Origin of the sequence: Enterobacter sp. 61D5 (assembly GCF_034107965.1) — a bacterium.
Lineage (GTDB): Bacteria > Pseudomonadota > Gammaproteobacteria > Enterobacterales > Enterobacteriaceae > Enterobacter > Enterobacter cloacae_M.
This window is the reverse complement of record NZ_JAWNFK010000008.1, coordinates 74,318-90,347: the sequence shown is the minus strand read 5'-3', so window position 1 is coordinate 90,347 and position 16,030 is coordinate 74,318. Positions and strand designations below refer to the sequence as shown.

Here is a 16,030-nt window from a genome sequence, read left to right as displayed (position 1 = left end):
AGGACCGGCCGCGTTTATGCTAAGCCCACTGCTTCGCCGTTATACCTGGAACAGCACCTGGCTATACAACGTCAGGATATTTATCGCGCTTTGCGGCACGGCTGCCCTGCCCTGGTGGCTGAATGATGTCAAACTCACCATTCCGCTCACGCTGGGGGTGGTGGCCGGGGCGCTTGCGGACCTGGACGATCGTCTGGCCGGGCGTTTACGTAACCTGGTCATTACGCTTGTCTGCTTTTTCATTGCGTCAGCGTCCGTTGAGCTGCTTTTCCCGTGGCCCTGGCTGTTTGCCCTGGGCCTTACGCTCTCAACCAGCGGGTTTATTTTGTTGGGCGGCCTCGGGCAGCGCTATGCCACCATCGCGTTTGGTGCATTGCTGATCGCTATCTACACCATGCTGGGCGTATCCCTGTACGACCAGTGGTATCAGCAGCCGGTTCTCCTTCTGCTGGGTGCCATATGGTATAATCTGCTGACGCTAACCGGTCATCTGATCTTCCCGGTTCGCCCGCTGCAGGATAACCTTGCCCGCAGCTTTGAGCAGCTAGCCCACTACCTGGAACTGAAATCCCGGCTGTTCGACCCGGATATTGAGGAAGAAAGCCAGGCTCCGCTCTACGATCTGGCGCTGGCAAACGGCCAGCTGGTCGCCACCCTTAACCAGACAAAAGCCTCTCTGCTTACCCGTCTGCGCGGCGATCGCGGTCAGCGCGGAACGCGAAGGACCTTACACTACTATTTTGCCGCCCAGGACATTCACGAACGTGCCAGCTCCTCGCACGTTCAATACGCGGCCCTGCGCGAGAAGTTCCGCTACAGCGACGTGATGTTCCGCTTCCAGCGCCTGCTGTCCATGCAGTCTCAGGCGTGCCAGCAGCTCTCGCGGTCTATTCTGCTGCGCACGCCCTATCAGCATGACCCCCGCTTTGAACGCGTATTCAGCCATCTTGATGCGGCGCTCGACCGCGTTCAGGCCAGCGGAACGTCACCGGAACACATCAAAGCGCTGGGCTTTCTGCTGAACAACCTGCGGGCGATTGATGCCCAGCTGGCGACCATTGAATCCGAACAGGCGATGGCAGTGCCGGGTAGTGAGGTGGAAAATCAGCTTGCTGATGACAGCGTGCACAGCGTTAGCGATATGTGGCTGCGTCTGAGCCGTAACTTTACGCCGGAGTCGGCACTCTTTCGCCACGCGGTAAGAATGTCGCTGGTGCTGTGCGTGGGGTATGCCTTTATCCAGATAACCGGGCTGCACCACGGCTACTGGATCCTGCTGACCAGCCTGTTCGTCTGCCAGCCGAACTATAACGCCACCCGACACCGTCTTGCGCTGCGTATTATCGGCACGCTGGTCGGCGTCGCGATTGGCCTTCCGGTGCTCTATTTCGTGCCCTCGGTTGAAGGTCAACTGATCCTGATTGTGATCACCGGCGTGCTGTTCTTCGCGTTTCGCAACGTGCAGTATGCTCACGCCACCATGTTCATTACGCTGCTGGTGCTGCTCTGCTTTAACCTGCTGGGTGAAGGGTTTGAAGTTGCCCTGCCCCGCGTGATCGATACCCTGATTGGCTGTGCGATTGCCTGGGCCGCGGTCAGCTTTATCTGGCCGGACTGGCGCTTCCGTAATTTGCCGCGCGTGGTGGACAGGGCGATGAACGCCAACTGTCGATACCTTGACGCAATCCTGGAGCAGTACCACCAGGGGCGCGATAACCGCCTGGCTTACCGGATAGCCCGTCGCGACGCGCATAACAGCGACGCAGAACTGGCCTCCGTTGTCTCTAACATGTCAACGGAGCCTCGCGCCACGGCGGAGATTCGTGAGACTGCGTTCCGCCTGCTCTGCCTGAACCATACGTTCACCAGCTATATTTCGACGCTCGGTGCCCACCGTGAGAAACTCACCAACCCGGGCATTCTCAACCTGCTCGATGACGCCGTCTGTTATGTCGATGACGCACTTCATCACCGACCGGCCGATGAGCCGCGCGTTCAACAGGCGCTGGATGAACTGGCTCAACGCATTGCGCATCTTGACCCTGGAAACGACAGCAAAGCGCCGCTGGTACTTCAGCAGATAGGCCTGCTTATCGCTCTGCTGCCTGAAATTTGCCGGCTGCAACAGCAAATCGCTACCTGGAGGAGTGATTCTACTGTGGCTCAGGCAGCGCATTAAACCACTCCGTTAGCTCCCGGCGAATGCCTGCCGGGAGTGCCGCCTCATGCAGCCCCTCGATAGCCCCTTCCAGCGCGAAGAGAACTTTAATGCTTAGCGCTTTGTTTTTTGCCCGCATCTTTAGCCAGCTCGCTCTTGCACCCAGCGCCCGCAGCGTTTCCTCATTGGTGATGCCAGCTTCAAAAAGCAAGACTTCAAGCTGAAAGGTCAGGTTTGGCAGATCCTTAAGTCGGTTTCGTTGATGGCGCTGATAGCGTTCTTTTCTTGCCGCACTGAGCGCAAACGAGGAGAGCTGAAGCAACCGCTCCCTGTCCTGCCATAATCCATCATCCACACGATAATAGTTGAGCAGCACCGGGCGGCCTCGCTTCATCAACGTTAAAAAAGAGGAGGCATTTTTTACACAGTATTTCGCACTCTCTTCACAGGCGCGGAGGTAAAGCTCGCCGTCTGACACCATGGCAAAAACCGCATCATCCACGGCCAGGGTATAGCCTCCAAACAGCGCGCGATGATGAATCTCGCCCAACGGGGAGAGGTATTCCTGGGATTTATAAATCCGTTCATAAGATATCTTTTTCATGATATTTCCCTTCAAAATCATAAAGTAACAACGAAATTTCTTACTAGCGGATCCGTTAGCAGGAAAATAGGCAACTTATCGCCGATGAGCAAGATGATTTTTCGAGGGACATCAACATTGAATGAATTTTGCGAGTCGCTTTCCGAAAATGAGGTTGATCTTTATGCATACAGGAGTTACTGTACATCCATACAGTAACTACAGGGCTGGAATGAATATGCACACTTCAGGCTATGCAAATCGCTCAACCTCTCTCTCTTCTACCGCAGGCAATGTCGCGCAGAATTCCGTCGAGCGTGTTTCCACGGGGCTAATCAGTGAAGTGGTTTATCGTGAAGACCAGCCCCTGTTGACGCAACTTCTGCTGTTGCCGTTATTGCAACAGCTTGGTCAGCAATCGCGCTGGCAGCTTTGGCTCACGCCTCAGCAAAAACTGAGCCGTGAGTGGGTTCAGTCCGCAGGCCTTCCGCTTACCAAGGTCATGCAAATTAATCAGCTCCCGCCGTGCGATACCGTTGAGTCGATGATCCGCGCGTTACGCACCGGAAATTACAGCGTGGTGATTGGATGGCTACCAGAAGAATTGACGGAAGAGGAACATTTCCGTCTGACGGAAGCAGCCGAAGAAGGGAGTGCGATCGGGTTCATTATGCGTCCGGTTCGATCGGATTCTTACCGCAGAGGACAACTTTCTGGGCTAAAAATTCACTCGAATTTGTATCATTGAGTGAAATTAAGATTTTTCCTGGAATTTTTTTTGACTACAAGATGGCATTAAAGTTCCCTGACTGAAAATTGCGGCAAGGCTTGTCTGGTGCGGTTCTCCTTAATTTTATTGCACAAAATTCGTTCGAAAAATGTTAAATAATCGGTATACGGAACTTTTTTTTTCATATGCCTGACGGACTTCACACTTGTAAGTTTTCAGCTACGTTGTAGACTTTACATCGCCAGGGGTGCTCGGCCTAAGCCGAAGATATCGGTAGATTTATATTTGACCACGCCCCCCGGTGAAGGATTTAACCGTGATTCTCTCCTGAGACTTTCATGGCGAATTTTGGATGATAACGAGGCGCAAAAAATGAAAAAGACAGCTATCGCGATTGCAGTGGCACTGGCTGGCTTCGCTACCGTAGCGCAGGCCGCTCCGAAAGATAATACCTGGTATGCAGGTGGTAAACTGGGCTGGTCTCAGTTCCATGACACCGGCTGGTACAACAGCAGCCTGAACAATGATGGCCCAACTCACGAGAGCCAGCTTGGTGCAGGTGCGTTCGGTGGCTATCAGGTTAACCCGTATGTTGGTTTTGAAATGGGTTACGACTGGTTAGGTCGTATGCCATACAAAGGCGACACCATCAACGGCGCTTTCAAAGCACAGGGCGTTCAGCTGACCGCTAAACTGGGCTACCCAATCACTGACGATCTGGACGTGTACACCCGTCTGGGCGGCATGGTATGGCGCGCAGATTCCAGCAACAACATCTCTGGTGACAACCATGACACCGGTGTTTCCCCAGTATTCGCTGGTGGCGTTGAGTGGGCTATGACCCGTGACATTGCTACCCGTCTGGAATACCAGTGGGTTAACAACATCGGCGACGGCAACACCGTTGGTGTTCGTCCAGACAACGGCATGCTGAGCGTAGGTGTTTCCTACCGTTTCGGCCAGCAGGAAGAAGCAGCTCCAGTTGTTGCTCCAGCGCCGGCTCCAGCTCCAGAAGTACAGACCAAGCACTTCACTCTGAAGTCTGACGTTCTGTTCAACTTCAACAAAGCGACTCTGAAACCAGAAGGCCAGCAGGCACTGGATCAGCTGTACTCTCAGCTGAGCAACCTGGATCCTAAAGACGGTTCCGTAGTGGTTCTGGGCTTCACCGACCGTATCGGTTCTGACGCTTACAACCAGAAACTGTCTGAGAAACGTGCTCAGTCTGTTGTTGATTACCTGATCTCTAAAGGTATCCCAGCTAACAAGATCTCCCCACGTGGTATGGGCGAATCTAACCCAGTTACTGGCAACACCTGTGATAACGTGAAAGCTCGCGCTGCACTGATCGACTGCCTGGCTCCAGATCGTCGCGTAGAGATCGAAGTTAAAGGCATCAAAGACGTTGTAACTCAGCCAGCGGCATAAGTTATCGTCTTATAAAAAAACCCCGCCATGCGGGGTTTTTTATTGTCTGAAGAAAACTAAAATCTACTTTTTACCCAACAGAGCCTGAAGGTCGTTCTTCAGCGTCGACATCTGATTGGCGTACTTCTCTTTATGTTCGGCATCCTCAATCAGCTGCACGATGGTTTCCGAAAGCGTTTTACCCCGTCGTTGTGCCAGCCCAGCCAGGCGTTGCCAGACAACGAACTCCAGATCGATTGATTTTTTGCGAGTGTGCTGATGCTCAGCATTAAAATGCCGTTTGCGTCGGGCACGGATAGTTTGCTTCATCCGGTTTAACAGCGCAGGATTGATGTGTTTCTCAATCCAGCCGTTAACCTGTACCGGTTCATTTTCGAGGGTCAGCAAAATATCCACGGCTTCTTGCGCAGCGCTGGCTTCGACGTAGCAGGTGATCAGCTCCCCTTCACGGTGCTTTTTGACCAGGTACTTCCATTTCCAGCCGCTTTCGAGATTTTCCAGTTGTTGATATTTCATTGCGATCTCAGTGTTACCACGTAACTCTGTTCAGAATATCAGTTTTTCGGCAATCTGCTGAAAAGAAATCATATCCTGTGAGTTAATGCAGCCAATCACCCTGTCGAAATCCCCAATCCTGCTTGGGTACAGCCCCCCGCTTACGGTATACTCCACGCTTTTACATCTGACTAAAAAACATCAACTTTGACCATTACGAAACTTGCATGGCGTGACCTTGTTCCGGATACCGAAAGTTACCAGGAACTGTTTGCACAGCCCGAACTCGCAAAAGAACACGAATTCATCCTTAGCGATACGCAGCCTCGTTTGCATTATGCGCTGGAGCAGGTGTTAAGCCCATGGGCAACAGCGCCCTTCATGCTGCTTAAGGCCCCGGAAGAAGCGGAATACCTGACGCTGCTCGGAGATGCCGTGCGCCAGCTGAAGCCGGAAGCGAACGCAGTTTTTGGCGGCCAGTATCGTATTGCAGGACATGATGTCACTTTCGAACCAACGGCGCAGGCCGATGGCCGTTTTGCCGTTAAAGGCGAAGTGATTACCGCTAACTGGGTCGAGGCGGAACAACTCTTTGGTTGTCTGCGCCAGTTTAATGGCGAACTTTCGCTGCAGCCGGGGCTGGTACATCGCGCAAATGGCGGTGTTCTCATCATCTCACTGCGCACCCTGCTCTCGCAGCCGCTGCTATGGATGCGTCTGAAAACTATCGTGCACCAGCAGCGTTTCGACTGGGTCGGCTACGATGAGTCTCGTCCTCTGCCTGTCTCTGTTCCGTCTATGCCGCTATCGCTGACCGTCGTGCTGACGGGCGACCGTGAATCGCTGGCGGACTTCCAGGAAATGGAGCCAGAACTCGCTGAGCAGGCGGTGTATAGCGAATACGAAGACCACGTCCAGATTGCTGACGCCGACGATATGGCGCAGTGGTGCCAGTGGGTGATGGACGTTGCTGAACGTTTTGCGCTGCCAACCCCTGCGGCTGACGCGTGGGCGGGCTTAATCCGCGAAGCGGTACGCTACACCGGTGACCAGGAAACGCTGCCGCTTTGCCCACTCTGGATCGGCAAACAGCTCCGTGAAGTGGGTGTGATCAGCGGTAACGGGGCGTTCACCGGAGAACAGCTCACTCAGATGCTGGCTCAGCGTGAGTGGCGAGAAGGCTATCTTGCCGACCGTATGCAGGATGAAATTCTGCTGGAACAAATTCTGGTTGAAACCGAAGGCGAACGCGTCGGGCAAATCAACGCCCTGTCGGTGATTGAATTTCCCGGACATCCGCGCGCATTCGGGGAACCGTCCCGTATCAGCTGCGTTGTGCACATTGGCGATGGCGAGTTTACCGATATTGAACGGAAAGCCGAGCTGGGCGGCAACATTCACGCGAAAGGCATGATGATCATGCAGGCGTTTTTGATGTCAGAGCTGCAGCTTGAGCAACAGATCCCCTTCTCCGCCTCGCTGACGTTTGAGCAGTCCTACAGCGAAGTGGATGGCGATAGCGCCTCTATGGCCGAGCTGTGCGCCTTAATCAGCGCCCTGGCGGAAGTGCCCATCAATCAGAACATCGCGATCACCGGTTCGGTGGACCAGTTCGGTCGTGCCCAGCCAGTGGGAGGCCTCAACGAAAAAATTGAAGGCTTCTTCTCCATCTGTCAGCAGCGCGGTTTAAACGGTAAACAGGGTGTGATTATTCCTGCTCCCAACGCACGCCATTTGAGCCTCAGTCAGGATATTCTGGATGCGGTTGAGCAAGAGCAATTCGCCATCTGGGCCATCGAAGGGATTGAGGATGCGCTCCCCTTACTGACAAATCTGATTTGGGATGGCGAAGGGCAAACTACCCTGATGCAGACTATCCAGGAGCGCATAGCTCAGGCGACACAGCAGGATGCTCGTCATCGTTATCCATGGCCGTTACGCTGGCTGGGCTGGTTTAGTTCGAACTGATCGGACTTGTTCAGCGTACACGTGTTAGCTATCCTGCGTCCTTCACTAAAATAAGGCTTACTGAGAACATGGTAGATAAACGCGAATCCTATACAAAAGAAGATCTTCTTGCCTCTGGTCGCGGTGAACTGTTTGGCGCTAAAGGCCCACAGTTACCGGCCCCGAACATGCTGATGATGGACCGTGTCGTGAAAATGACCGAAACCGGCGGCAACTTCGATAAGGGTTACGTAGAAGCAGAACTCGATATCAACCCGGACCTGTGGTTCTTCGGTTGCCACTTTATTGGCGATCCGGTAATGCCTGGCTGTCTGGGCCTGGATGCCATGTGGCAGCTGGTTGGCTTCTATCTGGGCTGGCTGGGCGGCGAAGGTAAAGGCCGCGCGCTGGGCGTGGGCGAAGTAAAATTCACTGGCCAGGTTCTGCCTACAGCGAAAAAAGTGACCTATCGTATTCACTTCAAGCGCATCGTTAATCGCCGCCTGATTATGGGCCTGGCAGATGGCGAAGTGCTGGTCGACGGACGTCTGATCTATAGCGCAAGCGACCTGAAAGTTGGCCTGTTCCAGGACACTTCAGCTTTCTGATCGTGCTTTTCGCACCTCCAGAAAGGCGAAACCTCCGCAATGCGGAGGTTTCTTTTTTGAAAGAGACGTTATCAGGCTATGAGTGCCCTGTCGCCGATGGCTTCTCGCCAGCCTCCAAGCCATTGTGACCTTTGATTTATGGTCTGATAAGGACACATTTCTTTAGAACGTCCAGCGATGCCGGCCTGATAACCACGTTGATGAGCCCGTTCCAGGCGATCTCGTTTCTGTCTCTTCATGCCTCGTTTCCCTCATTCTTTTGTCTGGTGGAAAGAAAACAGTGTCTGCACTAAATGCACAGGCACAGATAACGAATACCCCGAATTAGTCGCATCGTCAATGTTCAAAATTCATACGGGTGTCATATTTGTGAGCTAGCTGGAAGTTCATTTGTACAAAAATTGTGACGTAGCACAAGTAACAAACTGAACTGAAAACGAAAAAAAAACCGCAATCAGCAACAGGCCAACTGCGGTTTTTGATGATGAATTTTACTTATGGCAGCCGGGAAATTTCTCTCGCGATGCTGGCCGACTCCTGTGCCCAACCCTGAGCCAGAACTTTCACCATTTCGTCATAGCCATCTTTCTGCTGCTTCAGCTCCAGATGGAAAGGACGCTTAATCAGCTGCCCCTGATGGTTCAGCAACCACTCCCCGCTAATCACCACCGCACCGTCATAACGGCCGTGGAAGCCCGTTACCGTGACGTTAAGCGTATCCTGGTCGTTACCCAGCGGCTGCGACGCAACAACCCAGCCCGGAAGCTGACTGCCCAGATTGGCCACCAGCGTGTTGCGCAGCTGCTGATCCAGCGGGCTGGCCCACAGGTTGTTCGTCGCAATCACGTATTTAACGTCGCTGGTCTGATAGACCACCCCGTTTCCTGCCAGATAATCCGGCACGGCAACCTGCTCAACCCACAGCTGACGGTTTCCCTGGCTGGCCGTGCTTTGCCCACCGCTGTGGGTAGCCACAGGCAGCTGATAGTAGCTTTTATTATCTACCCCTGAACTGCACGCCGTTAACAGCAGAGCGCCAACCATCAATAGCCACTTTTTCATTCTTTTGCCCTCTTCGGCTCAGGATCCTTTTTATCTTTCGCTTCGAACACCAGCGCGTTGCTCTTCTCGTTGAGCGTTTTCAGCACCGGCTGCAGTTCACGTAAGACCTGATCAAGACGCTGCATATCTGCCACCATCTTGTTGTAGGCCGCTGAACCCGGCTGGAAGCCCTGCATACTGCGGTTCAGCTCACGCAGCGTTTTCTGCATGTCCTGAGGCAGCTGCTGCATGCTCTGGCTCGCAGTAATTTTGTTGATATTATCCAGCGTGGTTTGCAGACGCTGCATTGTCGCCTGGCTCTGATGTAACGACCCGGTCGCCGCTTCAATCATCGGGTTGAGTGGCAGATTGTTGATCTTATCCAGCGTTTCCATCAGACGCTGCTGGATCTGAGCCAGACCGCTACTCACCGTTGGGATGATCTTATAGCCACCGAATTCACGAATACCGCTAATCGGCGGTGCTTTCGGGTAGAAGTCCATATCCACATACAGCGCACCGGTCACCAGATTACCCGTCTTCAAGGATCCACGCAGACCGCGTTCCATAAGTTGACTGATATGGCTTGCAATATCCTGATTCTCGCCAATCTGGTTAAGCAAACGCTCCGGTTCAATGCGGATCAGCACCGGAATACGGTAATCGTCATCCAGCATCTGCTGAAGACCCGGCACGAAGAACGGAACCTGTCCAACAGTCCCGAGTCGAATGCCGCGGAATTCGACCGGTGCACCCGGCTGAAGGCCACGGACCGAGTCCTTAAAGAACATCAGGAAGTCAACGTGATCGGTATAGAGCGCATCCTGAATACTTTTTTGATCGTCAAAGAGTCTGAACGCCGTTTTCTCTGCAACCGGCTGGCCCAAATCCTGCCCTTCCGGCACATCAAAACTGACGCCACCGCCAAACAGCGTGGTCAGGGAGCCCATTTCGACACGCATACCCGCCGAGGTCAGATCTACCGCGATCCCACTATCTTTCCAGAAGCGGACGTTGCTGGTGACCAGACGATCGTTTGGCGCGTTGATGAAGAGCTGATAGCTAATGGTGCGTTTTTGCGGGTCAAACGTACTGGTTTCAACTGAACCCACGCGATAGCCGCGGAACAGTACGGGATCGCCAGGCGAGAGCTGGCCCGCTTTTTTACTGTCCAGGATCACGCGAATGCCTTTCGCATCCGGTGGCGCAAGCGGCGGAGAGTCCAGCAGCTCGTATTGTCCCGGCTGGCTCCCTTTCTTACCCGGCTGCAGCTCAATATAGGCGCCGGACAGTAGCGTCCCCAACCCGCTGATCCCCTCACGCCCCACCTGCGGTTTAACGACCCAGAAAACCGAGTCGCCGTGCAGCAGTTTCTCCATGCCGGCATTAAGGCGCGCCTTAATCTCCACATGGGTTAAATCGTCGGTCAGGGTTGCGCTTTCGACCATGCCCACATCCACGCTACGGCTTTTGATGGTCGTTTTACCGCCTTCAATCCCCTCGGCATTGGTGGTTATCAGCGTGACTTCCGGTCCCTGATGGCTGTAATGATAAAACAGGATCCATGCACCGATCAGCGCGGTCACGATGGGGAAAATCCACACCGGCGACCAGTTTTTGACCTTCTGCACTTTCGCCTTTCCACTCTTATTTTCCATGCTCTTACTCTTCCTCATGGCTTAATTCAGGCTCACGATCCCACGATAAACGAGGGTCGAAGGTCATGGCCGCAAACATGGTCATAATAACGACCAGTGCAAACATTAAAGCCCCCATCGCAGGATAAATACTCATCAAACCGCCCATCCGCACCAGCGCAGAGAGAACGGCGATGACAAACACGTCTATCATTGACCAGCGTCCGACAAACTCGACCACTTCATAAATCAGATGCATACGTTCGCTGTCGCGTTTTCCATGACCCTTCGCGTCCCAACAGAGCCAGGCAATGGCGATCATTTTTAAGGTTGGCACCATAATACTGGCGATAAAGATGACGCCGGCGACCGGATAGGACCCTTCCCCCCACAGCAGTATCACCCCGGCCAGGATCGTCGAGGGCATTTTGTCGCCGAGCAGATCGGTGATCATAATCGGCAGAATATTAGCTGGCAGATACAGCATGATGGACGTGACCAGCAGCGCCATCGTCCACTGCAGGCTATTTTTACGGCGTACGTACCCTTTCGTTTCACAGCGTGGGCAAACGTCGAGATCGGCGGGAAGAACGGCGGTACAGCACGGGCACGAACGCAACCCTTGACGGATACCCGGCACACCGACTTTTACCGTCTGCGCAAGCGTCGGTGCCGGGGCGATATCGTCCCACGCCCAGCGCCTGTCCACACACTGGAAGGCGCGAAGCTGCAGGACACAGTACAGGCACCACGGAATAAAGCTGCTGCCGATCCCCACATCGCCGTACGCCATGAGCTTCACGAAACTGACCAGAATACCCGCCAGAAAGATCTCGGCCATGCCCCAGCTTTTGAGCTGAAAAAGGATACGCGCGAGCCGGATTTTCAGTGATGAGGGCATCCTGACGCGGTTGACCAGCAAAAGGATAACGACCAGGCAAAAAGCCGGGACTATCTGGACAAACAGGAGAAAAAAGGTGCCGAGGCTGGCGTAATCTTCCGAGAACATCACGCCCGGGATTTCAAGCAGATCCACCTGGCTGGTTATCCCTCCCACCTTCATATAGATGAAGGGGAAGAGATTAGAGAGCAGCAGCATGAATAATGCTGCCAGAGCGTAAGCAGTGGGACGCTGCCGCGGCGCGTCCCACTCGGTTGTCAACGTTGCGCCGCAACGTGGACACAGGGCTTTATGTCCGTGACCAAGCTCTGGCAACGCCACGAGCATATCGCATTGCGAGCATAAAATATGCCTGTCGGCATGGTGCTGGTCACACATATGTTATCCCTGTTTATGCGCCGTTTTTCAGAGACTCAAGGTACTCCCAGCGCTCAAATGCTTCTTCCAGGGCTTTTTCAGCCGCGGACAGTTCTGACAGTACTTTCTGAGTATAGTCGTGCGGCTGCGTAAAGAATGACGCATCAGCGACCTGCATCTGCAACGTTTCCAGAGCTGCCTCCAGCTCTTCAAGACGCTGAGGCAGCCCCTCGAGTTCGCGCTGCAGGTTATAACTCATTTTAGCAGGAGATTTTTTAACAGTTTCTGCTTTTGTTACAGCAGGTTCCGGTACATTTCTGGATTTAGCCTGTTTCTGCGCCAGAGACTGCGATTGCTGCCCTTTTGCATCGTGATAACCGCCTACGTATTGTCCAATTCGCCCTTCACCTTCGAAGATCCAGCACTCGGTTACGGTGTTATCCACGAACTGACGATCGTGGCTGACCAGCATTACGGTCCCCTGATAACCGTCAATCAGTTCTTCGAGTAATTCCAGCGTTTCGACATCAAGGTCGTTCGTTGGTTCATCGAGAATCAACAGGTTACTTGGTTTCAGGAACAGACGTGCCAGTAGCAGACGATTACGCTCTCCGCCAGATAACGCACGGACTGGGGTCATCGCACGTTTCGGATGGAACAGGAAGTCCTGCAGATAGCCCAGCACGTGGCGCGGCTTGCCGTTTACCATTACCTCTTGCTTGCCTTCGGCGAGGTTATCCATCACCGTGCGGTCCGGGTCCAGCTCCGCACGGTGCTGATCGAAGTAAGCCACTTCGAGTTTCGTGCCGCAGTGAATGCGCCCGCTGTCGGCCTGAAGCTGGCCGAGCATCAGCTTCAACAGCGTGGTTTTACCGCAGCCGTTCGGGCCAATCAGGGCGATTTTGTCTCCGCGCTGGACCTGTGCCGAGAAGTCTTGCACCAGCACTTTGCCATCAACCTGATAGTTGACGTTTTCCATTTCGAAGACAATCTTGCCGGAACGGGACGCTTCTTCCACCTGCATTTTGGCGCTGCCCATCACTTCACGGCGTTCGCTACGCTCGCGGCGCATTGCCTTCAGAGCGCGCACGCGGCCTTCGTTACGGGTACGGCGGGCCTTGATACCCTGGCGGATCCACACCTCTTCCTGCGCCAGCTTGCGGTCGAACTCCGCATTCTGCAGCTCTTCCACGCGCAGGTTTTCTTCTTTCTCAAGCAGATAGGTGTCGTAATCGCCAGGATAGGTGACCAGCTTGCCGCGGTCGAGATCGACAATACGCGTCGCCATGTTGCGAATAAACGAACGGTCGTGCGAGATAAAGATGATGGTGCCGCTGAAGGTTTTCAGGAAGCCTTCCAGCCAGTCAATCGCTTCGATATCCAGGTGGTTCGTCGGTTCGTCCAGCAGCAGCACCTTTGGCCCGCTGACCAGCGCGCGGCCCAGGGCCGCTTTACGCAACCAGCCGCCGGAGAGCGCGGACAGTTCCATATCCGGTTCCAGACCGAGCTGCGCCAGCACTTCATTAATGCGGTTTTCAAGCTGCCACAGACCGTGGTGATCGAGCATCTCCTGCACTTTCGCCAGTTCGTTGAGGTTCTTGTCGCTCGGGTCGGTCATCACCAGATGCGAAATCTCGTGATAGCGCTTCAGGTATTCGGCCTGCTCAGAGATCCCTTCCGCCACGAAATCGTACACGCTGCCGGTCACGTGACGCGGAGGATCCTGCTGCAAACGGGAGACAATCAGATCCTGCTCGTAAACAATACGCCCGTCATCCAGGCCCTGTTCGCGGTTGAGGATCTTCATCAGCGTCGATTTACCCGCGCCATTACGGCCTACCAGACAAACGCGCTCGTTATCTTCGATATGCAGCTCTGCATTATCGAGAAGCGGTGAGTCGCTGAAAGAGAGCCACGCGCCGTGCATACTAATTAAAGACATTTATTTTTCCTTTCAGACCGCGGTAATCAACCAGCAGTTATGAATTTGACGGTTGCGGGCAAAGTCCTGAGACAGCGTTTTTTGGCTGATTTCTTGTGCTTTCAGTCCCAGGGCTGCTAAGCCGTCATGATCCATACGGAAGCCGCGTTTGTTGTTCGAGAACATAATGGTGCCGCCCTTACGCAGCAGGCGCTTCAGGTCGGTCATCAGGCGCAGGTGATCGCGTTGAACGTCAAAGCTATCCTCCATGCGCTTGGAGTTGGAGAAGGTCGGCGGATCGATAAAGATCAGGTCGAACTGCTCGTCGGTATCACGAAGCCAGCCCAGCACGTCGGCCTGCATCAGTCGGTGCTGACGTCCGGTTAAACCGTTAAGACGCAGGTTGCGCTCCGCCCACTCCAGATAGGTGCGGGACATGTCCACCGTCGTAGTGCTCCGCGCCCCGCCCAGACCCGCATGCACGCTCGCGCTGCCGGTATAGGAGAACAGGTTGAGGAAATCTTTGCCCTTGCTCATCTGACCCAGCATGCGACGGGCGATACGGTGGTCGAGGAACAGGCCGGTATCCAGATAGTCGGTCAGGTTCACCCACAGGCGAGCGTTGTATTCGCCCACTTCAATGAAGTCACCCTTCTCATTCATCTTCTGATACTGATTTTTCCCTTTCTGACGCTCGCGGGTTTTCAGCACCAGCTTGTTTGGCGTGATGCCGAGCACGGCGATGGTCGCCGCAATGACGTCCAGCATGCGCTGACGCGCTTTTTGCGCATCGATGGTTTTCGGTGGAGCATATTCCTGAATCACCACCCAGTCCGCATAGCGGTCAACCGCCACGTTATATTCCGGCAGGTCGGCGTCGTACAGGCGGTAGCATTCAATCCCTTCCTGCCTGGCCCACTTCTCATATTTCTTCAGGTTCTTGCGCAGGCGGTTGGCGTAATCTTCCGCCACGCCGGACGGCTTGCTGTCCGCCGCTTTCTCCGCCAGATGGTAGTTTTTCTGCACGCAGTCCAGCGGGCCGTTTTTCGCCTTAAACTGGCGATCGGCACGCAGCTGCAGGCAGCTCAGCAGTTCCGGCGAGGCGCTAAACAGCGACAGGTTCCAGCCGCCGAAGTAGTCCTTCATATTGCGCCCCAGCAGGCTGTGCAGGGCAATCAGCGCCGGTTCGCTGTCCAGACGCTCGCCGTATGGCGGGTTACTGATCACGGTACCGTACGGACCTTTTGGCAGCGGGTTGGTCAGATTCGCCACGTCTTTCACCTCAAAGGTGACCAGCTCGCCGATACCGGCGCGACGGGCGTTGCTGCGCGCGCGTTCGATTACGCGCGGGTCGCTGTCCGAACCGTAGAAGTGGGAGGTGTACTCCGCCAGACCTTTACGCGCGCGGGTCTGCGCGTCGTCTTTGACCTCTTTCCAGAGCGCTTCGTCGTGCTGCGCCCAGCCTTTAAAACCCCAGTGACCGCGATGCAGGCCCGGCGCGCGGTCGGTTGCCAGCATGGCCGCTTCAATCAGCAACGTACCGGAACCACACATCGGATCGAGCAGCGGCGTGCCCGGCTGCCAGCCGGAGCGCATTACAATGGCGGCGGCCAGCGTTTCTTTAATTGGCGCCATACCGGTACGATCGCGGTAGCCGCGCAGGTGCAGGCCTGCGCCGCTCAGATCGAGAGAAATACTCGCCGTGTCACCGTTGAGCCAGACGTGAATACGCAGATCCGGATTTTCGCGATCGACGTTTGGACGTTCCTTATTTTTACGCGTGAAGCAGTCCACAATGGCGTCTTTTACGCGCAGGGAACCGTACTGGCTGTTGCGGATCTCGTCGTTCACGCCGTTGAAATGCACCGCAAAGGTGGCATTGGGCGTGAAGATCTCTGTCCAGTCGATCATCTGTACGCCGGTATAGAGATCCAGGTCGCTATAGACCTTGCACTCCTTCATCGGCAGCATGATGCGCGACGCCAGACGGCTCCACATCAGGCTCTGGTAAATAAGCCGCGTGTCGCCCTCAAAATGGACACCACCCTGAACCACCTGGCACTCTTGCGCGCCCAGGCTTTCCAGTTCAGTTTTTAACAGCTCTTCCAGCCCACGGGCCGTACTGGCAAACAGAGAATTCATATCGTCACTTTTACTCTTAGAAAATTGTCGCGCATTATAGCTAATATGGCGTGTATGTCATAAAGTTGAAGGCTTATTTTCA

General features: G+C 54.5%; 13 protein-coding genes. 5 read left to right on the top strand and 8 right to left on the bottom strand.

The window, feature by feature from the left end; translation table 11 throughout:
- Positions 1 to 16: 16 nt before the first annotated feature.
- The gene (yccS, locus tag UTM25_RS09315) at positions 17 to 2,179 is read left to right on the top strand and encodes a YccS family putative transporter (protein WP_194399996.1); all 2,163 of its coding nucleotides are present in this window, start codon (positions 17 to 19) and stop codon (positions 2,177 to 2,179) included.
- Here the strand turns inward: yccS and UTM25_RS09310 are convergent.
- The gene (locus UTM25_RS09310) at positions 2,154 to 2,762 is read right to left on the bottom strand and encodes a TfoX/Sxy family DNA transformation protein (RefSeq protein WP_194399995.1); all 609 of its coding nucleotides are present in this window, start codon (positions 2,760 to 2,762) and stop codon (positions 2,154 to 2,156) included. The two genes, yccS and UTM25_RS09310, sit on opposite strands and share 26 nt — an antisense overlap.
- 217 nt (positions 2,763 to 2,979) lie before the next feature.
- Between UTM25_RS09310 and sulA the strand changes: the two genes are divergently transcribed.
- Both sulA and ompA read left to right on the top strand, forming a co-directional pair.
- Positions 2,980 to 3,489: an SOS-induced cell division inhibitor SulA gene (sulA, locus tag UTM25_RS09305; protein WP_038417560.1), complete on the top strand. Its 510-nt coding sequence runs from the start codon at positions 2,980 to 2,982 to the stop codon at positions 3,487 to 3,489.
- 354 nt (positions 3,490 to 3,843) lie between these two features.
- Complete coding sequence (gene ompA, locus UTM25_RS09300; RefSeq protein WP_115504044.1) at positions 3,844 to 4,899, top strand: porin OmpA; 1,056 nt, start codon at positions 3,844 to 3,846, stop codon at positions 4,897 to 4,899.
- 63 nt (positions 4,900 to 4,962) lie between these two features.
- Here ompA and matP read toward each other — a convergent pair whose 3' ends face one another.
- Positions 4,963 to 5,415, bottom strand: a complete 453-nt coding sequence (gene matP / locus UTM25_RS09295) for a macrodomain Ter protein MatP (RefSeq protein ID WP_032658161.1) — start codon at positions 5,413 to 5,415, stop codon at positions 4,963 to 4,965.
- A 186-nt stretch (positions 5,416 to 5,601) separates the two neighbouring features.
- Here matP and UTM25_RS09290 point away from each other — a divergent pair, with 186 nt between their 5' ends.
- Both UTM25_RS09290 and fabA read left to right on the top strand, forming a co-directional pair.
- Positions 5,602 to 7,362, top strand: a complete 1,761-nt coding sequence (locus UTM25_RS09290) for an AAA family ATPase (protein ID WP_194399994.1) — start codon at positions 5,602 to 5,604, stop codon at positions 7,360 to 7,362.
- Positions 7,363 to 7,430: 68 nt separating this feature from the next.
- A complete protein-coding gene (gene fabA / locus UTM25_RS09285) occupies positions 7,431 to 7,949 on the top strand; it encodes a 3-hydroxyacyl-[acyl-carrier-protein] dehydratase FabA (RefSeq protein ID WP_008499931.1) in 519 nt (172 codons plus the stop codon).
- 71 nt (positions 7,950 to 8,020) lie between these two features.
- Here fabA and rmf read toward each other — a convergent pair whose 3' ends face one another.
- The 6 genes from rmf to rlmKL all read right to left on the bottom strand — a co-directional run bounded on the left by rmf (position 8,021) and on the right by rlmKL (position 15,948).
- Positions 8,021 to 8,188: a ribosome modulation factor gene (rmf, locus tag UTM25_RS09280; protein ID WP_013097261.1), complete on the bottom strand. Its 168-nt coding sequence runs from the start codon at positions 8,186 to 8,188 to the stop codon at positions 8,021 to 8,023.
- A 256-nt stretch (positions 8,189 to 8,444) separates the two neighbouring features.
- On the bottom strand, positions 8,445 to 9,011 hold the full coding sequence (pqiC, locus tag UTM25_RS09275; protein WP_024907767.1) for a membrane integrity-associated transporter subunit PqiC: 567 nt from the start codon (positions 9,009 to 9,011) through the stop codon (positions 8,445 to 8,447).
- Positions 9,008 to 10,648: an intermembrane transport protein PqiB gene (pqiB, locus tag UTM25_RS09270; protein WP_194399993.1), complete on the bottom strand. Its 1,641-nt coding sequence runs from the start codon at positions 10,646 to 10,648 to the stop codon at positions 9,008 to 9,010. Before pqiB ends, pqiC begins: the two co-directional genes overlap by 4 nt.
- A 4-nt stretch (positions 10,649 to 10,652) precedes the next feature.
- Positions 10,653 to 11,906, bottom strand: coding sequence for a membrane integrity-associated transporter subunit PqiA (gene pqiA / locus UTM25_RS09265; RefSeq protein ID WP_194399992.1), 1,254 nt, complete (start codon positions 11,904 to 11,906; stop codon positions 10,653 to 10,655).
- A gap of 13 nt (positions 11,907 to 11,919) precedes the next feature.
- The gene (locus tag UTM25_RS09260) at positions 11,920 to 13,827 is read right to left on the bottom strand and encodes an ABC transporter ATP-binding protein (protein WP_194399991.1); all 1,908 of its coding nucleotides are present in this window, start codon (positions 13,825 to 13,827) and stop codon (positions 11,920 to 11,922) included.
- A 12-nt stretch (positions 13,828 to 13,839) separates the two neighbouring features.
- Positions 13,840 to 15,948 carry a bifunctional 23S rRNA (guanine(2069)-N(7))-methyltransferase RlmK/23S rRNA (guanine(2445)-N(2))-methyltransferase RlmL gene (rlmKL, locus tag UTM25_RS09255; protein WP_194399990.1) on the bottom strand — a complete coding sequence of 703 codons (2,109 nt, stop codon included), beginning with the start codon at positions 15,946 to 15,948 and terminating at the stop codon, positions 13,840 to 13,842.
- Positions 15,949 to 16,030 lie beyond the last annotated feature (82 nt).